This window comes from Cognatishimia sp. SS12 (assembly GCF_028369055.1).
In the GTDB taxonomy this organism is placed as follows: Bacteria; Pseudomonadota; Alphaproteobacteria; order Rhodobacterales; family Rhodobacteraceae; genus Cognatishimia.
Genome location: NZ_JAQNCZ010000001.1, coordinates 553,077 through 569,297 on the forward strand (window position 1 = coordinate 553,077; position 16,221 = coordinate 569,297).

At 59.7% G+C, this 16,221-nt stretch carries 18 protein-coding genes and 4 tRNA genes; 11 read left to right on the forward strand and 11 right to left on the reverse strand.

All coding sequences use genetic code 11. The features are described from left to right. Window positions 1-40 precede the first annotated feature (40 nt). On the reverse strand, window positions 41-1,117 hold the full coding sequence (locus tag N6L24_RS02635; RefSeq protein WP_271843088.1) for a methyltetrahydrofolate cobalamin methyltransferase: 1,077 nt from the start codon (window positions 1,115-1,117) through the stop codon (window positions 41-43). An 8-nt stretch (window positions 1,118-1,125) separates the two neighbouring features. After that, on the reverse strand, window positions 1,126-1,440 hold the full coding sequence (locus N6L24_RS02640) for a virulence factor (protein ID WP_271843089.1): 315 nt from the start codon (window positions 1,438-1,440) through the stop codon (window positions 1,126-1,128). A 196-nt stretch (window positions 1,441-1,636) separates the two neighbouring features. Here N6L24_RS02640 and N6L24_RS02645 point away from each other — a divergent pair, with 196 nt between their 5' ends. Further along, entirely contained in the window at window positions 1,637-2,749 is a 1,113-nt protein-coding gene (locus N6L24_RS02645) for a Ppx/GppA phosphatase family protein (protein WP_271843090.1), read from the forward strand. 41 nt (window positions 2,750-2,790) lie between these two features. Continuing rightward, window positions 2,791-3,495, forward strand: coding sequence for an RlmE family RNA methyltransferase (locus tag N6L24_RS02650; RefSeq protein ID WP_271843091.1), 705 nt, complete (start codon window positions 2,791-2,793; stop codon window positions 3,493-3,495). 4 nt (window positions 3,496-3,499) lie between these two features. Here N6L24_RS02650 and N6L24_RS02655 read toward each other — a convergent pair whose 3' ends face one another. Together N6L24_RS02655 and N6L24_RS02660 are read right to left on the reverse strand one after the other, a co-directional pair. Next, entirely contained in the window at window positions 3,500-3,691 is a 192-nt protein-coding gene (locus N6L24_RS02655; protein WP_271843092.1) for a hypothetical protein, read from the reverse strand. 135 nt (window positions 3,692-3,826) lie between these two features. Further along, window positions 3,827-3,902 (reverse strand) — tRNA-Val (locus N6L24_RS02660). Window positions 3,903-4,279: 377 nt separating this feature from the next. Between N6L24_RS02660 and N6L24_RS02665 the strand changes: the two genes are divergently transcribed. Both N6L24_RS02665 and N6L24_RS02670 read left to right on the forward strand, forming a co-directional pair. After that, window positions 4,280-4,356 (forward strand) — tRNA-Asp (locus N6L24_RS02665). Between the two features lie 48 nt (window positions 4,357-4,404). Beyond that, window positions 4,405-4,481, forward strand: a tRNA-Asp gene (locus N6L24_RS02670). A gap of 35 nt (window positions 4,482-4,516) precedes the next feature. Here N6L24_RS02670 and N6L24_RS02675 read toward each other — a convergent pair. The 5 genes from N6L24_RS02675 to N6L24_RS02695 all read right to left on the reverse strand — a co-directional run bounded on the left by N6L24_RS02675 (window position 4,517) and on the right by N6L24_RS02695 (window position 8,325). Further along, window positions 4,517-4,684, reverse strand: a complete 168-nt coding sequence (locus tag N6L24_RS02675) for a hypothetical protein (RefSeq protein WP_271843093.1) — start codon at window positions 4,682-4,684, stop codon at window positions 4,517-4,519. Beyond that, on the reverse strand, window positions 4,681-5,031 hold the full coding sequence (locus N6L24_RS02680; protein WP_271843094.1) for an SDR family NAD(P)-dependent oxidoreductase: 351 nt from the start codon (window positions 5,029-5,031) through the stop codon (window positions 4,681-4,683). The genes N6L24_RS02675 and N6L24_RS02680 overlap by 4 nt, the downstream gene beginning before the upstream one ends. Before the next feature lie 111 nt (window positions 5,032-5,142). Further along, complete coding sequence (cueR, locus tag N6L24_RS02685; protein ID WP_271843095.1) at window positions 5,143-5,535, reverse strand: Cu(I)-responsive transcriptional regulator; 393 nt, start codon at window positions 5,533-5,535, stop codon at window positions 5,143-5,145. After that, the gene (locus N6L24_RS02690; RefSeq protein ID WP_271843096.1) at window positions 5,532-8,051 is read right to left on the reverse strand and encodes a heavy metal translocating P-type ATPase; all 2,520 of its coding nucleotides are present in this window, start codon (window positions 8,049-8,051) and stop codon (window positions 5,532-5,534) included. The genes cueR and N6L24_RS02690 overlap by 4 nt, the downstream gene beginning before the upstream one ends. A gap of 184 nt (window positions 8,052-8,235) precedes the next feature. Further along, a tRNA-Ser gene (locus tag N6L24_RS02695) sits at window positions 8,236-8,325 on the reverse strand. Window positions 8,326-8,446: 121 nt separating this feature from the next. On the opposite strand from N6L24_RS02695, the gene N6L24_RS02700 reads away from it, so the two are divergent. Then, the gene (locus N6L24_RS02700; protein WP_271843097.1) at window positions 8,447-9,310 is read left to right on the forward strand and encodes a DUF2059 domain-containing protein; all 864 of its coding nucleotides are present in this window, start codon (window positions 8,447-8,449) and stop codon (window positions 9,308-9,310) included. Between the two features lie 59 nt (window positions 9,311-9,369). On the opposite strand, the gene N6L24_RS02705 is transcribed toward N6L24_RS02700, so the two are convergent. Both N6L24_RS02705 and N6L24_RS02710 read right to left on the reverse strand, forming a co-directional pair. Then, complete coding sequence (locus N6L24_RS02705; RefSeq protein WP_271843098.1) at window positions 9,370-9,948, reverse strand: SRPBCC family protein; 579 nt, start codon at window positions 9,946-9,948, stop codon at window positions 9,370-9,372. A gap of 53 nt (window positions 9,949-10,001) precedes the next feature. Next, window positions 10,002-10,910: an aldo/keto reductase gene (locus tag N6L24_RS02710; protein ID WP_271843099.1), complete on the reverse strand. Its 909-nt coding sequence runs from the start codon at window positions 10,908-10,910 to the stop codon at window positions 10,002-10,004. 156 nt (window positions 10,911-11,066) lie between these two features. On the opposite strand from N6L24_RS02710, the gene N6L24_RS02715 reads away from it, so the two are divergent. The 6 genes from N6L24_RS02715 to proB all read left to right on the forward strand — a co-directional run bounded on the left by N6L24_RS02715 (window position 11,067) and on the right by proB (window position 16,193). Continuing rightward, window positions 11,067-11,939, forward strand: a complete 873-nt coding sequence (locus N6L24_RS02715) for an AraC family transcriptional regulator (RefSeq protein WP_271843100.1) — start codon at window positions 11,067-11,069, stop codon at window positions 11,937-11,939. Window positions 11,940-12,216: 277 nt separating this feature from the next. Further along, on the forward strand, window positions 12,217-12,849 hold the full coding sequence (locus tag N6L24_RS02720) for a 50S ribosomal protein L21 (protein ID WP_271843101.1): 633 nt from the start codon (window positions 12,217-12,219) through the stop codon (window positions 12,847-12,849). A 23-nt stretch (window positions 12,850-12,872) separates the two neighbouring features. Next, window positions 12,873-13,142 (forward strand): 50S ribosomal protein L27, encoded by a 270-nt coding sequence (gene rpmA / locus N6L24_RS02725; protein WP_271843102.1) that lies wholly within the window; start codon window positions 12,873-12,875, stop codon window positions 13,140-13,142. A 302-nt stretch (window positions 13,143-13,444) separates the two neighbouring features. After that, a complete protein-coding gene (locus N6L24_RS02730; RefSeq protein ID WP_271843103.1) occupies window positions 13,445-13,984 on the forward strand; it encodes a GNAT family N-acetyltransferase in 540 nt (179 codons plus the stop codon). Between the two features lie 68 nt (window positions 13,985-14,052). Then, window positions 14,053-15,099, forward strand: coding sequence for a GTPase ObgE (gene obgE, locus N6L24_RS02735; RefSeq protein ID WP_271843104.1), 1,047 nt, complete (start codon window positions 14,053-14,055; stop codon window positions 15,097-15,099). Continuing rightward, window positions 15,087-16,193: a glutamate 5-kinase gene (gene proB / locus N6L24_RS02740; RefSeq protein WP_271843105.1), complete on the forward strand. Its 1,107-nt coding sequence runs from the start codon at window positions 15,087-15,089 to the stop codon at window positions 16,191-16,193. Before obgE ends, proB begins: the two co-directional genes overlap by 13 nt. The last annotated feature ends 28 nt before the right edge of the window (window positions 16,194-16,221 follow it).

A 16,221-nucleotide genomic window follows, 5' to 3' on the forward strand; every position in this document is an offset into this window, starting at 1 on the left:
CGGGTTTTTTTGTGACTCTTAAAGTGATGCCTTCATGGCGTTAACCGCGACGGCGGCGCCCACCGCGCCGACCGCGCCCGCCGCCAGAGTCATCAGAGCCCGGGGTTTTGTTGAACTTGATCCACGCTGCGCCGCCGGCATCGTGATTGGTCAGGAAGTTCGCGGCGCGGATCGCCTCCATCTCTTTGCCGGGGCGCGCATGCGTTGAGCCCATGCCAAACAGCTGCACAAAGGCTTCGTCGTCCATGTCCTCGGGCAAAATGATGCCGGCCGCCAGAACCGCCGCTTTCTTTTCGGCGATTTTCTTGGCGCTGACGGGCAGGGCCACCGGGTTCATGATCGCGGATGTCATGCCTGCGGCCATGGCCATTGGCAGGAATGCATTGTTGATGCCATGGCGGTTGGGCAGGCCAAAAGAGATATTGGACGCGCCGCAGGTGGTGTTCACGCCCAGCTCGCTGCGCAGGCGCCGCACCAGGGTAAAGACCTGCTGCCCGGCAGTGCCCATCGCGCCGATCGGCATGACCAGCGGGTCCACCACGATATCATGCGCCGGGATGCCATGATCCGCCGCGCGCTCGACAATGCGTTTGGCAACGGCAAAGCGCACATCGGGATCTTCGGAAATTCCGGTGTCATCATTGGAAATCGCCACCACTGGCACGTTGTATTTCTTGACCAGCGGCAGCACCGCCTCCAGACGTTCCTCTTCGCCGGTCACGGAGTTCAGCAGTGGGCGTCCCTGCGCCACTTCCAGCCCGGCCTCCAGTGCGCCGGGGACCGAACTGTCGATACACAGCGGCACATCGGTCACTTCCTGCACCTTTAAGATGAGTTCGCGCATCAATGTCGGCTCAACAAAATTGTTGTCCGCATAACGTACATCTTCGGCCATCTTGTTGGAAAAAACCGCGCCGGAATTGATATCCAGAATGGTTGCGCCCGCCGCGACCTGCGCCAGCGCATCAGCCTGCACGCGGGAAAAATCGCCGCGCTCCAGCTCTTCGTTCAGGATTTTGCGCCCGGTTGGGTTGATCCGTTCCCCGATCACGCAGAACGGGTGGTCAAAGCCGATCAGGGCGGATTTGCTGCCCGATTGAACAAGTGTTTCAGTCATGGAATATCCTAAACGGAGTTGCTGCTGGTCGCCCAGCCATCATTATCGATCAGCGTTTTCAGGCGCGGGGTATCATATTCGTGTTCGAGCCGGGCGATTTCTGCCTCCAGCACATCGGCAGGGGCACCGTCGACCTCGTAAGGCACGCCTTTGCGCCATTCGGCGAGGTAGCTGTCGCTGTCCGCAAGGCCGTTTTTCATCGCGGCACGGTCAATCGCCTGTTCAAACCGTTCCGCCAAGGGGCGCTTTGCGCCACGACGACCCTTGCCGACGATGACCTGCGCCGGGATATCGCGCCAGAACACAATGGTGACTTCGGGCATTTTGCCTCCCACAGATGCGGGGTGCAACGCGCACCCGGTTCAATCCTCGCGCATTTGTATCGTTCAAACCGGGTCGGGGCCATGGGGCAAAGGCTGAAAAATCCTAATGATGATCTTGAGCAGAACCCGCCAGAGGGATTGCGAGTCATCAGCAAAGCCAGTAGGATCAACTCAACTCGAAATGGAGGGCGTGACCATGGCGCCCAAGCGTCCCAAAGGTGCGGGCGCATTCCCAAAACCGGTAGAGAGCCCCGCGCCCAACACCCAGGATCCCAGTGCGCTTTACGCCGCGTTGGATCTGGGAACAAACAGTTGTCGCATGCTGATTGCCCAGCCGAAGGGCAGTCAGTTTCATGTTGTCGACAGCTTTTCAAAATCGGTGCAGCTTGGCTCCGGTCTGGAAAAGACCGGGCGCTTGTCGCGCGGCTCTATGCGGCGCACGATACAGGCGCTGCGGATTTGTCAGCAGAAATTGAAACGCCATCGCGTCACCCGTATGCGACTGGTCGCGACCGAGGCCTGCCGCCGTGCGCGCAACGCCAAGGAGTTTATCAACCAGGTGCGCCGCGAAACCGGCCTGCAGCTTGAGATTATCCCAGCTGAAGAAGAGGCGCGCCTGGCGGTGATTTCCTGCGCGCCGCTGGTGTCGACAAAAACCGAACAATTGCTGGTGGTGGATATCGGTGGTGGGTCGACCGAATTGGTGTGGATTGATCTGTCGAACGTGCCGCATCGCGACCGGCCCAAATCCATCATGCGGATGCGGCGCGGGCTGCAAACCATCGACAGCCCGTTTCCTGCGGCCAAAGTGGTGGATTGGATCTCAGTCCCCCTTGGGGTGGCGACGCTGCGCGATCAGTTCAATGATGTCGAAGACGACGCTGCGCGCTTTGCGCTCATGAGTTGGTTCTTTGAGGAGAACTTGGCAGAGTTTGCGCCAATTCAGACCGAACAGGCGCGCGAGGGTTTTCAGATTGTCGGCACTTCGGGCACGGTCACAACCGTGGCCGCCAGCCATCTGGGATTGCGGCGCTATGATCGCACCAAGGTGGACGGGCTGCGCATGAGTTCGGAACAGATTGATGCGGTGATCAATGATTATTTGCGTATGGGACCGGCGGGGCGGCGGCGCGATCCGCGGATCGGGCAGGACCGGCACGCGCTGATCATGTCGGGCTCGGCGATTTTGCAGGCGCTGTTGCGCTGCTGGCCGACGGATCAGCTGTCGGTGGCGGATCGGGGGCTGCGCGAAGGGCTGCTCTATGCACAGATGTCGACGGATGGCGTCTTGGAAGACGGGCCGTTCTAGGTATAAGGGCGCCCTGACAGAGCGATCGGGGGCGAAAAGCGATGAAAAAGAAAAACACATCCGGGCGCGGTCAACGTGATCTGACGGTAAAGGTCAAAACTGCGCGCGGGCGCAGCATCAGCTCGACCCGCTGGCTGCAACGTCAGTTGAATGATCCTTATGTGAAGCGCGCCCAAGCCGAAGGCTATCGCGGCCGCGCCGCTTTCAAGATCATGGAGATTGACGACAAATACCGCTTTCTCCTGCCCGGCGCACGGGTGGTGGATCTGGGCTGCGCGCCCGGTGGCTGGTTGCAGATTGCCATCAATCGGGTCAATGCGCTTGGGGAAAAGCCCGGCAAAAAAGTGGGCCGCGTGCTGGGCATTGACCTGCAAGAGGTGGAGCCGCTGGCAGGCGCGGAAATTCATCAACTGGATTTCATGTCAGATGATGCGGATCTACAGGTCAAAGACTGGCTGGGCGGCAAGGCAGATGTGGTGATGTCCGATATGGCGGCGGCCTCGTCCGGGCATAAACAGACCGATCACTTGCGCATCATCGCGCTTTGCGAGGCGGCGGCCTATCTGGCGTTTGACGTGCTGGAAGAGGGCGGCACCTTTGTGGCCAAGGTTCTGGCTGGCGGCGCAGAGGGTGAATTGCAGAAACTTCTGAAACAGAAATTCACTAAAGTGGCGAATTTCAAACCGCCTTCGTCGCGGGCGGATTCATCTGAAAAATTTGTCGTGGCGACAGGCTTTCGCGGCTGAGATTTTAGAACCGCAGTGAGGCGCAGGCCAAATCGCGAAAGGCGGTCATGGCGGCGGCCTCTGCTTCGGCCGCGTTGTCCGCGATCTCCGTGCGCTCTGACGGCTGCTGTTGGCGCATCAGCGCAAACAGCTGCGCGTGGCGGCGGCTGTGATCCTTGCACGAACTTTTGCGTCGGTCTGCATGTCTTAGCACCATGGTGCGTCCTCCGGTCTGGTGGGGGGACTGTCTAGCGAAAGTTTGTCAACAAAGGCTCAAGCCGAGGGCAGGACGCGACAAAATAAGGGAAATTTCGCGGCAAACACTGCGATTCATCAGGAAAGTTCGGGAAAATGGTGGGTCGTGAGAGGCTCGAACTCCCGACATCTTCGGTGTAAACGAAGCGCTCTACCAACTGAGCTAACGACCCGATGTGGGGCGTTTTAATCTTTTCGCGCCACGAAGCGCAAGACCCAAAAAACCGATTTGTGAAAATTTTTTTACGCGGCGCAACACGATGAAAAATGTGTGATTTTTTGCGGTTCCAGCCGCGCGTGACTTGCGGCGATTCCATTCTCGCCCCGGGGCAGCGGGCGCAAGGCGCGTGGCGCTTTGGCTGCGCCTTTTGTATTTTAGCAGGCGCGGGCGCGGAAAAAGCCAGTGAAAAAAGGCGGCTTTTTGCGGTGATTTCAGAGCTGTCAAAAAAATGCAAAGAAGTCCGTCTAAAGCGCTTGACCCTGCCTGCGCCTCCGCATAAACCACAGCTCACCGAAGCGACGGCAACGTCGCCAAGGCAGACTTCAGAGAGCGGTTGTAGCTCAGTTGGTTAGAGTACCGGCCTGTCACGCCGGGGGTCGCGGGTTCGAGCCCCGTCAACCGCGCCACTCTGAACGTCCCCGGCCCGGGTAGGGCAACTCGCCGAAAGGCAAAGCGCGGTTGTAGCTCAGTTGGTTAGAGTACCGGCCTGTCACGCCGGGGGTCGCGGGTTCGAGCCCCGTCAACCGCGCCACTTTCCCTCCCTTTAGATTGAATGTGGTTTACGCGCTAAACGACTTCAAGGTCGGCCTTCAGGCTGTCGATCCGGTCGAGCAGAGCGGCGCGCTTTTCGTCAAGCTCGCGCTGCAACCTCTCTATATGCATCAGTTTTTCTTCCATGCGGTCGATACCATCGAGGCAGGGGCCTTGGCCCTCGTCGGCCAGGCAGGCGCTCATGCTGCGGATCTCGCGGGTGGAAAACCCCGTGGCAATGAAATCATGTAGGCCTCCATCGGCATGGGGCGGCCGGCACCGGAATTGTTGACGATCAGATCAATGCGGTCCCATAGGGTCAGCGCCGTCTGGACAATCTCTTGCCCGCTGTCAACTGATGCGCTGTCCACCTGCACAGTGGCGATGGCATCATGCTGTTCTGCCGCTTTGCGCAATTTTCCTGGGTCGCGTCCGGTGATCAGCACCTGCGCGCCCCGCTGCGCCAGCGCGCGTGCGGTGGCCAGGCCAATCCCCGCGCTGCCGCCGGTTACAATGGCCACTTTGCCTTGCCAAACGTCGTTTTCTGTCATGTCTATAGTCTCCTGTCCGTAGTGTATGGAACGTGACAGGGGAGGCTTTAGCGCTGTGACACTAACGTTAAGGTCAAGGCATTCTTGCCGAGCGCCGGTGATTTTCGACTGTCATCCCTGCGGATCACTGAGATCGTTCAGGATCGGGCAGTTGGGACGGTCGTCCCCTGCGCATTTGGATACAAGATGCGATAGCGTCGCTCGCATCTCTTGCAACCCGGCGATCTTGGCGTCGATGTCCTGCAGGTTTTTCTCGGCCATCCGTTTTACATCGGCACTGGCGCGGGATTTGTCATCGTAAAGCGCCAGCAGCCTATGGCAATCCTTGATGGTAAATCCAAGCGAACGGGCCCGGCCGACAAACGCCAGCTTGTGCAGGTCCACCTCGCTGAAATCACGATAACCATTTTCGGCGCGCGCCGGTTTGATAAAACCGATGTCTTCATAATAGCGGATGGTTTTGGCCGGCACGCCTGCGCGGGCGGCCACTTCGCTGATGTTCATGCGGCGGCTCCTGTTGCAGCGGTGGGCTGGCTAAGGGGTGGCGTGGTGCGCGCGCCGTGCCAGCGCAGGCGCAAAGCGTTGCTCAGCACAAAGACGGACGACAGCGCCATGGCTGCGGCAGCCAGCACTGGCGACAGCAGCGGGCCACCAAAGGGGACCAGCAGGCCAGCGGCCACCGGGATCAGCAGGATGTTATAGCCAAAGGCCCAACCAAGGTTCTGATGAATATTGCGCATGGTTGCGCCCGAGATATCAATCGCGGTGACCACGCCGCCAAGATCGGCGGTCAGCAGCACGACATCTGCTGCCTCAATGGCGACATCTGTGCCATGTCCAATGGCAATGCCGACATCGGCAGCGGCCAGCGCCGGGGCATCGTTGATACCATCGCCGACAAAGGCCAGGCGGCCCGCCTCTTGCTGCAGCGCCTTCAGCGCGTCCACTTTGCCGTCCGGCAGAACCTCGGCCACCACATGGTCGATGCCCAGTTTGTCGCCGATCGCCTTGGCGGTGGCTTTGGTGTCGCCTGTGATCATCGCGACGCGCAGCCCCTGCGCCTTTAGGGCGGCAATGGCGGCGGGTGTTGTGGCGGTGATCGGGTCCGCGGCAGCGAGCACCGCGACAAGCGCGCCGTCAATCGCAGCATAGATCGGGGTCTTTCCGGCGCGGGCCAGCGTATCGGCCTGGGCACGATAGGGGTGCGTATCGACGGCGTGGTCTGCCATCAGCCGCGCTGTGCCCAGCAAAACAGTCTGCCCGTCCACCTTGGCGCGCACGCCCATTCCGGTCAGTGCCGTCAGATCGCGCGCAGGCGACAGCGTGAGCGCGCGCGCCTTGGCAGCGGCGACAATGGCCTTGGCCACCGGATGCTCTGCGTCTTGCTCAACCGAGGCGATGCGGCGCAGCACCTCTGCTTCGTCCTGACCGGGTGTGACCTGCAGGTCGGTCAATGCCGGTGCGCCTTCGGTCAGGGTGCCGGTCTTGTCAAATGCCACCACTTTGACCCGGTGCAATTGTTGCAAGGCGTCCCCCCGCCGAAAGAGCACCCCCAGTTGCGCCGCACGCCCCGTGCCCACCATGATCGAGGTGGGCGTGGCCAACCCCATGGCGCAGGGGCAGGCGATGATCAGGACCGACACGCCGACGACCAATGCGCGGCTCAGGGTGGGCTCCGGCCCCAACATGATCCAGATCAGTACGGCGGCCAGCGCGACGGCCATGACGGCGGGCACAAACCAGCGTGTGATCTGATCGACCAGCCCCTGGATGGGCAGCTTTGCGCCTTGCGCCTCTTGCACCATACGGATGATCTGCGCCAGCGTGGTGTCAGCCCCGACCTTTTCAGCGGAGAACACCAGCGCGCCATTGCCATTGATCGTGCCCCCGACAACGGTATCGCCAACCGATTTCTGCACCGGCACCGGCTCGCCTGTGATCATGCTTTCATCGACATAGCTTGAGCCGCGGGTGATCCGCCCGTCCACGGCGATTTTCTCGCCGGGGCGCAGATGCAGCTGATCGCCCACGACAATCTCTGCGATCGGGACATCAATCACTTTGCCGCCGCGATCCACGCGCGCGGTGCGCGGCTGTAGCCCGATGAGGTTGCGAATGGCCGCGCCGGTGCGCCCCTTGGCGCGGGCCTCAAGCAGGCGGCCCAGCAAAATCAACACCACAATGACAGCGGCGGCCTCATAATAGACATGGCGACTGCCGTCGGGCAGCAGACTGGGCGCAAAGGTTGCGACAACCGAATAGCCATAGGCCGCGCTGGTGCCGAGGGCGACGAGCGAATTCATATCGGGCGCGGCGCGCAGCAAGGCGGGATAGCCCGCGATGTAAAACGCGCGTCCAGGGCCAAGCAGCACCAGCGTGACGAGCACAAACTGAATGAGATAGCTGGTCTGCTGCCCGATGTGCGCCATGATCCAATGATGGAACCCCGGGATCATATGCCCGCCCATTTCAACAATGAACACCGGCAGCGTCAGCGCCGCCGCCAGCAGAAAACGGCGGGCCAGAGCGTCCCATTCAGCGGCTTTTTCGCGCACGCGGGCCTCTGTCAGATCGCGGGTGCTGTGCAAGGTTTCTGAGGCGGGCACCTGCGCGTCATAGCCGGCAGCGCCAAGCGCGCGCGCCATATCATCAGGTGAGATCGCGCCCGAAAAATACCGAACCGACGCTGTTTCAGCCGCCAAATTGACGCTGGCGTTGTGGACGCCGGGCAGGGCGGTCAGTGCGCGCTCAACGCTGCCCACGCATGATCCGCAATGCATGCCGGAAATATGCAGCGTGAGGTCCTTCATCCGTGCGGGATAGCCCGCGGCAGAAAGCGCGTCGGTGATGACATTCGCTGCGGTGCCGGTCTCTAACGTGACCTGCGCGCTCTGGTTGGCAAGGTTCACACGTGCCGCAGCAACGCCGGGCGCCGCCGCCAAAGCGCGCTCTGCCCGTCCGGCGCAGCCGCCGCAGGTCATCCCGTCGATTTCAATTGTAAGCGTTTCAGCGTGTTGCATCGGCCACCTTCGTCATAGCGTCTGCCAGAGACATAGTGGTTCCAGTGACTGGAAGGTCAAGGGCCCCATGCGAATTTCCATCTCAGGCAGGGCAGTATCAGCGCCGCAGGCGATCACAAAAGCCGCGCAATGCGCGTCGACGCGCAGGGTATGCGCGCAGCTTTGAGACGGGTCAGAATGAAAATGGCGGAGAGACAGGGATTCGAACCCTGGGTCCCCGTGAAGGGACAACGGTTTTCGAGACCGCCCCGTTCGACCACTCCGGCACCTCTCCGCGGGGGTCTTGGTAGCGGCGGGATGTATCGCGGTTTTTTGATGGGGGCAAGGGGGATTTACGTTGTTTCTGACAGGAAACAGCCTAAGTATGAAAACAGGTTATCTCATAGGAGTTTTCGGTGCGCCGCGCGATATCACTTGCCCAACCCGCCACTTTGAAACCAATTGTTTTGGCTCAGCTGTTCGGCCTTGTTGCCTTGCTGTTTCTGGCGCTGCCCGTCAAAGCCGCCAACCGCGCGGATGTCGAGCGGTTTTTGCAGATCACCGGGTTTGATGTCGCGGTGGAATCCATTGCGCAGGATGCCGAAGATGCGCCAGAAATGCTGGGGCTGGAGGCGGGAGCGTTTGGCGCCACTTGGTCGCTGCTGGCGGATGAAATTTTTGACGTTGAGGGCATGATGACCCAGGCGGTGGATATCCTGGAGCAGACCCTGGATCAGGAATTGCTGGATCATGCAGTGGGCTTTTATGACAGCGCGCTGGGGCAACGTCTGGTGAAATCCGAAAACCTGTCGGTTCTGGATGATGGCGCGCTGAAACAGATCGCCGGGCAACAGATTATTGCCGAAATGGTGGAAACCGGCGATCCGAAGATCGAATATTTTCAGCGCATGAATGTGGCGATTGACCCCGAAGGTGTCGGCCTGCGTGCTATGCAGCAAATTCAGGTGCGTTTTCTGGTGGCGGCGTCCCGCGCCGGGGTGATCGAAGAGGATCTGGACGAAGAGATGCTTTGGTCGCAGCTGGATGCCAACCGCGCCGAAACCCTGCGCAGCGTGCATGCCGCGGGTCTGGCTGGGGCGGCCTATACCTATCAAGGCTTTAGCGCTGACGAAATTCTGGCCTATACCGAAGCCCTGGAGCATCCAAAGATGCAGACTGTCTATGAGCTGATGAATGCGGTGCACTACCAGATCATGGGCGATCGGTTTGACGAAATCTCTAAACATCTGGACAGTCTGCAGCCCAGCGAAGAACTTTGATTTTGAGCAAGGGCAGAGGGGTGGAGCGCCGGGCGCGGCACCCCCGCCCAAGCAAGGCGTTAGGGTGTTTCGACAGCTGCCTTTAGCTCCGCGTTGAACGTCTGATAAAGCGGCAGGAGCTGCGCCACAAAAACCGCCGCATTGGCATTATCAACGATCTCATCGGACTGAACAAACAGCGTGCCCGCGCCGCAGGGCGAAACCCGGTACATATGGTTGTCGTGACCCCCACCGATATCTTCCGGGAAAGGGTCGGACCAACCAAAGGCGCGCCCATCTTCATAGATCAGCTGATGTGGAATTTGCATCTCGTTTGGCGCGCCGTTCTCATCGGTGCCAAAGATGAACGTGATGGTGACGCTTCCGCCATCCTTTATCTCACCTGTCATACCTTGCAGGGTGGCGCTGCTCCAACCCGCCATGCGGTCAAAGTTCGTCAGGGTTGCCCAGACATCCGGGGCCGGTGCGTTGATCAATATCGATGTGTCCACGGTGGCATGAGTTGCGCTGAGTTGCGCAATCTGCCCCCGCATCATGGTTTCATCACAAGCTGTTTCTGCGTGAAGCGGTGAATGGACGGCCAGCATAAAGAGTGCTGTGGGAACTGCGCGCGCGGCGCGCGAAAGAGACTGTGTCATGAGGACTCCGTTGTCGATGTTGGGGGGGGGCGGTGGCGCGAGCCAGCGCGATGTTATTTACTTGGATCGCCGGTCGCCCAGGCCACACCGTCACCACGATCCATGGTGGCCATCAGCGCCATGTCGGCATCGTCAATCTGGAAGGAAAAGAGATCGATGTTTTGCCGCATTCTGTTGGGGTTCAGGCTTTTGGGCAGCACCGCATAGCCATTCTGCACGCCCCAGCGCAGCAACAGTTGTGCTTCGGAAACGCCGTATTTCTCGGCCATGGCTTTGAAAACCGTATCTTCGGCCTTCATGGCGTCGGTTTTGGCGCTGTCCTGACCCGGTGTGCTGCGCCAGGTCGAGAGCGGCACAAGGCTGCTGTAGGCAATTGGCGCGATGTTGTGGCGTGCCATATAGGCCAGAAGATCTGGTTTCTGGGACCAAGGGTGCAGCTCGATCTGATTGGCATCGGGCAGGGGCAGACCAGCAGCGCTGATCTCTTCTAGATGGGTTTCGTTGAAGTTGCTGACACCGATCGAATGCGCTTTGCCCTGGGCCTGCAAGTCCAGAAGGGCGCGCCATTGCTCCAGCCGCATGTCGCCGCCATAGGGCGCGTGGATCAGGTAAAGGTCCACATAGTCCAGCCCAAGCCGTTGCAGACTTGCGTCACATTCCGCAATGGTCTGTGCGCGGGTCTTGGGTGCATCGCCCCAAGCGGGGTTTCCGGGCCACAGCTTGGCGGTCACAAAGAGATCCTTGCGCGACATCCCCTCGGCCTCCATCCCCTGTTTGATGCCGGCGCCGACGGTCTCTTCGTTGTGATACCCCGAGGCGGTATCGATATGCCGATAGCCCGCGGCAAGGGCGGCGCTGATGGCTGCCTTGGCATCCTCATTGGATATCAGATAGGTCCCAAACCCAACCGCTGGAATTTCGGTGTCCGAATTCAATGTGAATGTTTTTGGCGTTCCAGGCATGACATCCTCCGTGTGTTGTGTGCTGGGTCAATATCTATCCCGGGTGGCTGTGACCGTCCTGCCAGTTTCTCTGTAAAACCTATCAATTTCTCCAAAGGTGCGGAATTTTGATGGCATCGTGCCAGACACTTGCTACAAAAAGACAAGGAGATTTAGATGGCATTCATGAGACTGATACACTTGGCAGAACGGCTGGAAGTGCTTGAAGAAGCTGCGGGGAGCCGGGTTCTGCCCGCAGCGCATGTTTTTAAACGCACAAAGGCCAGCGTATTTGAGGCGGTCGTCTATAATCCGGTGATTTGCCTGATCCTACAGGGCCGCAAAGAAATGACTGTCGGACATCGCCGTATTTCCCTTAGTGAAGGTGAGGCCCTTCTGGTCAGTCACGACCTGCCGGTGGCCTCAAAGATCACGCAGGCCAGTCCAGAGACCCCGTATCTTGCGCTGATTTTCTCATTGGATTTGGGCATCCTGCGCAGTCTCTATGAACAGGTCGGCACCGCGTTGCCCAGTCCGGATCATGCCACATCTGTCTTGTCAGCCGCCCCTGACCCGGCATGGGTGGCGCCGATGGTGCGCTATCTTGAACTGATGGATGCGCCGCTCGATGCGCAGGTGCTTGGGCCGATGATCTTAAGGGAAATCCATTTTCGACTGCTGCAATCGCCCAGCGGCGGCATGTTGCGCAATTTGCTTTCGGTGGACAGTCATGCCAGCCGCATCGCCAAATCCATCCAGAAAATCAGGGCCAGCTTTCGCCAGCCATTGGTTGTCGGGGTCTTGGCAGAGGTCGCCGGGATGAGCCCGTCGTCGTTTCACCAGCATTTCAAATCCGTCACGGGCACAACACCGCTGCAGTATCAGAAAGACCTGCGCATGATCGAAGCGCGCACTCTTTTGGAGCGTGGCGTGTCCTCGGTCTCGCAGGCTGGCTTTGACGTGGGCTATGAAAGCCCCACGCATTTCAGTCGCGACTATGCGCGCAAGTTCGGCTGTTCGCCGAAACATCACCTGGCGCGGACTGCCTAAAGGCGCGCCGTTGACCGCAGAGGGCCTATGGGGCATGACTGCGGCCGGGCGGCGCGCCATGGCGAAATAAGAATGGCGGAATAAGAATGGCCAATTCCCGCAACTCGGACTTGACTATTGGGGCGCATGCTCACATAAGCACGCATCGGCGTAAGGAATCCCTTGCGCCGTGTTTTGTTGTAACAACGCCCTGACACAGGGCGCGCAGTTCGAGGCGGCATTAGCCACAACACTCGCAAGAGGGCCATAGAACGCGGTCAGATGAAGGAATTAGGACATGTTCGCAGTCCTTAAGACCGGTGGCAAACAGTATAAAGTACAGGCAGGCGATGTTCTGCGTGTTGAAAAACTGGCCGCCGATGCAGGTGAAAAAATTCAATTCAACGAAGTTCTGATGCTCGGCGGTGACAAAACCGTTGTGGGCGCGCCTTTCGTTGAAGGTGCTGCTGTTCAGGCCGATGTGATCGACCAGATCAAAGGCGACAAGCTGATCAAATTCGTCAAGCGTCGTCGTAAGCACAGCTCCAAGCGCACCGTTGGCCACCGTCAAAAGCTGACTTTGGTTCGTGTGACCGACATTCTCGCCTCTGGCGCAGACAAATCCGGCGTCAAAGCCGCGATCGGGTCGGGTTCTGTTGCTGCTGCGCCTGCCGCACCAGCGAAAGCCGCACCTAAGAAAGCGGCCGCCAAGAAAGCTGCGCCTGCAGCCGAAGGCGCAGATGATCTGAAAAAGCTGTCTGGCGTTGGCCCGGCACTGGAAAAGAAACTGCTGGAAGCGGGCATCACCTCTTTCGCGCAGATCGCAGCCTGGACTGACGCTGATATTGCCGAGTTCGACGAAAAACTGTCGTTCAAAGGCCGCATCGAGCGTGAAGGTTGGGTTGAACAAGCCAAAGACCTGGCGAAGTAAGCGAAGTATAGGAGACCAACGATATGGCACATAAAAAAGCTGGTGGTAGTTCCCGTAACGGTCGCGACTCTGCGGGTCGTCGTTTGGGTGTGAAAAAATACGGTGGCGAGTCTGTCATCGCAGGCAACATCATCATGCGTCAGCGTGGCACAAAGATGTGGCCAGGCGACGGCGTCGGCATGGGCAAAGACCACACCATCTTTGCAACCACCGATGGCAACGTGAAGTTCCACAAGGGCCTCAAAGGCCGCACCTTTATTTCGGTCCTGCCAGTGGCGGAGGCCGCTGAGTAAACCGACCCAAAGGTTGTAATGAACATTCAGGGATCGGTCTTAGGGCCGGTCCCTTTTTGGTTTTCACGTTTGGTGTCAAAGATTTGACTTAATATTATGGCAGCTTTTGTCACTTGTTATTCAGTCGGCGACACTTAGCTAAGCCTTACTCAATATACAGGCGTTTTGTAATGAGTGTGCGCGTCCCTTTGGGAGGAGAGACGGGCATGGCGTGTAAAACAGGCGTTACGCGCGCCGCTTATGACACCATGTGTCGGGCCCCGTTGGATTGGGGTCACGGCAGATGACTTGGAGGATTGCACATGTTGCACGAAAAAATCGTGACCCAAATGGTGCTCGAGACAGACCGCTTTGATCTGCGCCCCTTGCGGCGGTCAGATCAAGGATTGATTGATCTATATGCCAGCGACAAAGCGCTGGCGCGCATGACCGCGTCGATCCCGCATCCGCTGCCGCCCGGCGCGACCGAGGCGTTGATCAACCGCGCGCACAGCGACACGCGCGTGGAAGATATCTGGGCCATCGATGGCACCAAAAGTGGTGCGTCCGAGCTTGTGGGGCTGATTTCGCTTGTGCGGATTGACGCGGGGCTGACGGAAATTGGTTTCTGGGTGGCCCCGCCATTCTGGAACACCGGCATCGCATCCGAAGCCGTGGCAGCGCTGATCGCGGCCAATCCGCTGGACAGTAAAACCATGTATGCCAGCGTCTTTCAGGACAACCCGGCCTCGGCCCGCGTGATGACCAATTCCGGCTTCCAGTATCTGGGGGATGCCGAAACCTTCTCGGTGGCGCGCAATGCGCTGGTGCCGACATGGACCTATAGCCTAAAACTTAATTGAGCTTGCCCCCGTCTTTGCGCTACTAGGCGGGGGAACACCCGCCCAAAAGGGCCAATAAGGACAGCCACATGAAATTTCTTGATCTGACCAAGGTCTATATCCGCTCTGGCGGCGGCGGTGGTGGCTGTGTGTCGTTCCGGCGCGAAAAGTTTATTGAATACGGCGGGCCGGACGGCGGCGACGGGGGCAATGGCGGTTCGGTCTGGGCCGAAGCGGTCGAAGGGCTGAATACGCTGATTGATTTTCGCTATCAGCAGCATTTCTTTGCGCGATCCGGTCAGGCCGGCATGGGCAGCGGGCGCACCGGCGCGCGCGGTGATGATATTGTGCTGCGGGTGCCTGTGGGCACTGAAATTCTGGATGAAGATCAGGAAACGCTGATTGCGGATTTGACCGAAGTCGGCCAGCGCGTCTTGCTGGCCAAGGGCGGCAATGGCGGCTTTGGCAACCTGCATTTCAAATCCTCAACCAATCAGGCCCCACGCCGGGCCAATCCGGGCCAGGAAGGGGTGGAGCGGACCCTGTGGCTGCGCCTGAAACTGATTGCCGATGTTGGCCTGCTGGGGCTGCCCAACGCGGGCAAATCCACCTTTTTGGCGGCGACCTCAAACGCGCGGCCCAAGATTGCCGACTATCCGTTTACCACGCTTTATCCCAACCTTGGGGTCGTGGGCGTTGATAACGTTGAATTTGTGGTCGCTGATATCCCCGGCCTGATTGAAGGGGCCTCAGAAGGGCGCGGGCTGGGGGATTTGTTCCTGGGCCATGTCGAACGCTGCGCGGTGCTCTTGCATCTGGTGGATGGCACCTCTGGCGATCCGATGGAGGATTACCGCACCATCGTCAACGAGGTTGAGGCCTATGGCGGCGTCTTGGCCGAAAAGCCGCGCATCACCGTGCTTAACAAGATTGACGCGCTGGATGCCGAAGAACGCGCTTTCCTCAAAGAGGAGATGGAGGCCGTTGCCGAAGGACCGGTGATGCTGATGTCTGGCGCAAGTCAGGAGAACGTCACCGAGGTTCTGCGCGCATTGCGCAAGGAAATTGACGACAATCGCCTGCGGATCAAACAGGCCGACGAAGCGGATGAGGAAGAGGCACCTTGGCAACCCTGAGCGATGCCAAACGGCTGGTCATCAAGATTGGCTCTGCCCTGTTGGTGGACCGGGCCAGCGGCCAGCTGCGCGCGGATTGGCTGACCGGGCTGGCGGCGGATGTCGCCAAGCTGAAACAGCAGGGCAAAGATGTGGTGCTGGTGTCCTCCGGCTCCATCGCGCTCGGGCGCGGGGTGCTGGGGCTGGCGACGCAAGATTTACCGCTGGAGCAATCCCAAGCCGCCGCCGCCGTTGGACAGATCCGGCTCGCACGGGCCTATGAAGAGGCGCTGGCACCCCATGGCATCACCACCGCGCAGGTGCTGGTCACGCTGGAAGACAGCGCCAACCGCCGCCGCTATCTGAATTCACGCGCGACATTGGCCCATCTTTTGGGGCTGGGTGTGGTGCCCATTGTGAACGAAAACGATACCGTCGCCACGGATGAAATCCGCTATGGCGACAATGACCGTTTGGCCGCGCAGATCGCGCTGACCACCGGGGCGGATCAGCTAATCTTGCTGTCCGATGTCGATGGGTTTTATTCCGGCAACCCGCACAGCGACCCAAATGCGCAGCATTTCCCGATGATCGACGATATCACCCCCGACCTCGAAGCGATGGCTGGCGAAGGCGTGTCGGGCCTCTCCAAAGGCGGTATGATCACCAAGATCCTGGCCGCCAAGACCGCCACTGCCGGCGGCTGCGCCATGGCCATCACCGAAGGGTCGGTCATGCGGCCTTTGACGGCGTTGGCTAACGGCGCGAAATGCACCTGGTTCACTGCGCAGGTGACACCGCAACAGGCGCGCAAACGCTGGATCAGCTCGATGAAGCCCCAGGGCAGCCTGACGGTGGATGCGGGCGCAGCGGCGGCGCTGACGCGCGGCAAAAGCCTGCTGCCCGCAGGTGTCAGCGCGGTGCAGGGCGCGTTTGAACGGGGCGATCCGATTGAAATTCGCGCCACGGATGGGCGCAAAATCGGGCAGGGGCTCGCGGGCTATTCCGCCGCCGAAGCCCAGCAAATCAAAGGCGCGCAAAGCGGCGACGTGGAATCCATTTTGGGTTATTCCGGGCGCGCGGCGCTGGTGCACCGGGACGACATGGCGCAATAGGCGCGCAAAAAATGAAATACAAAGGACA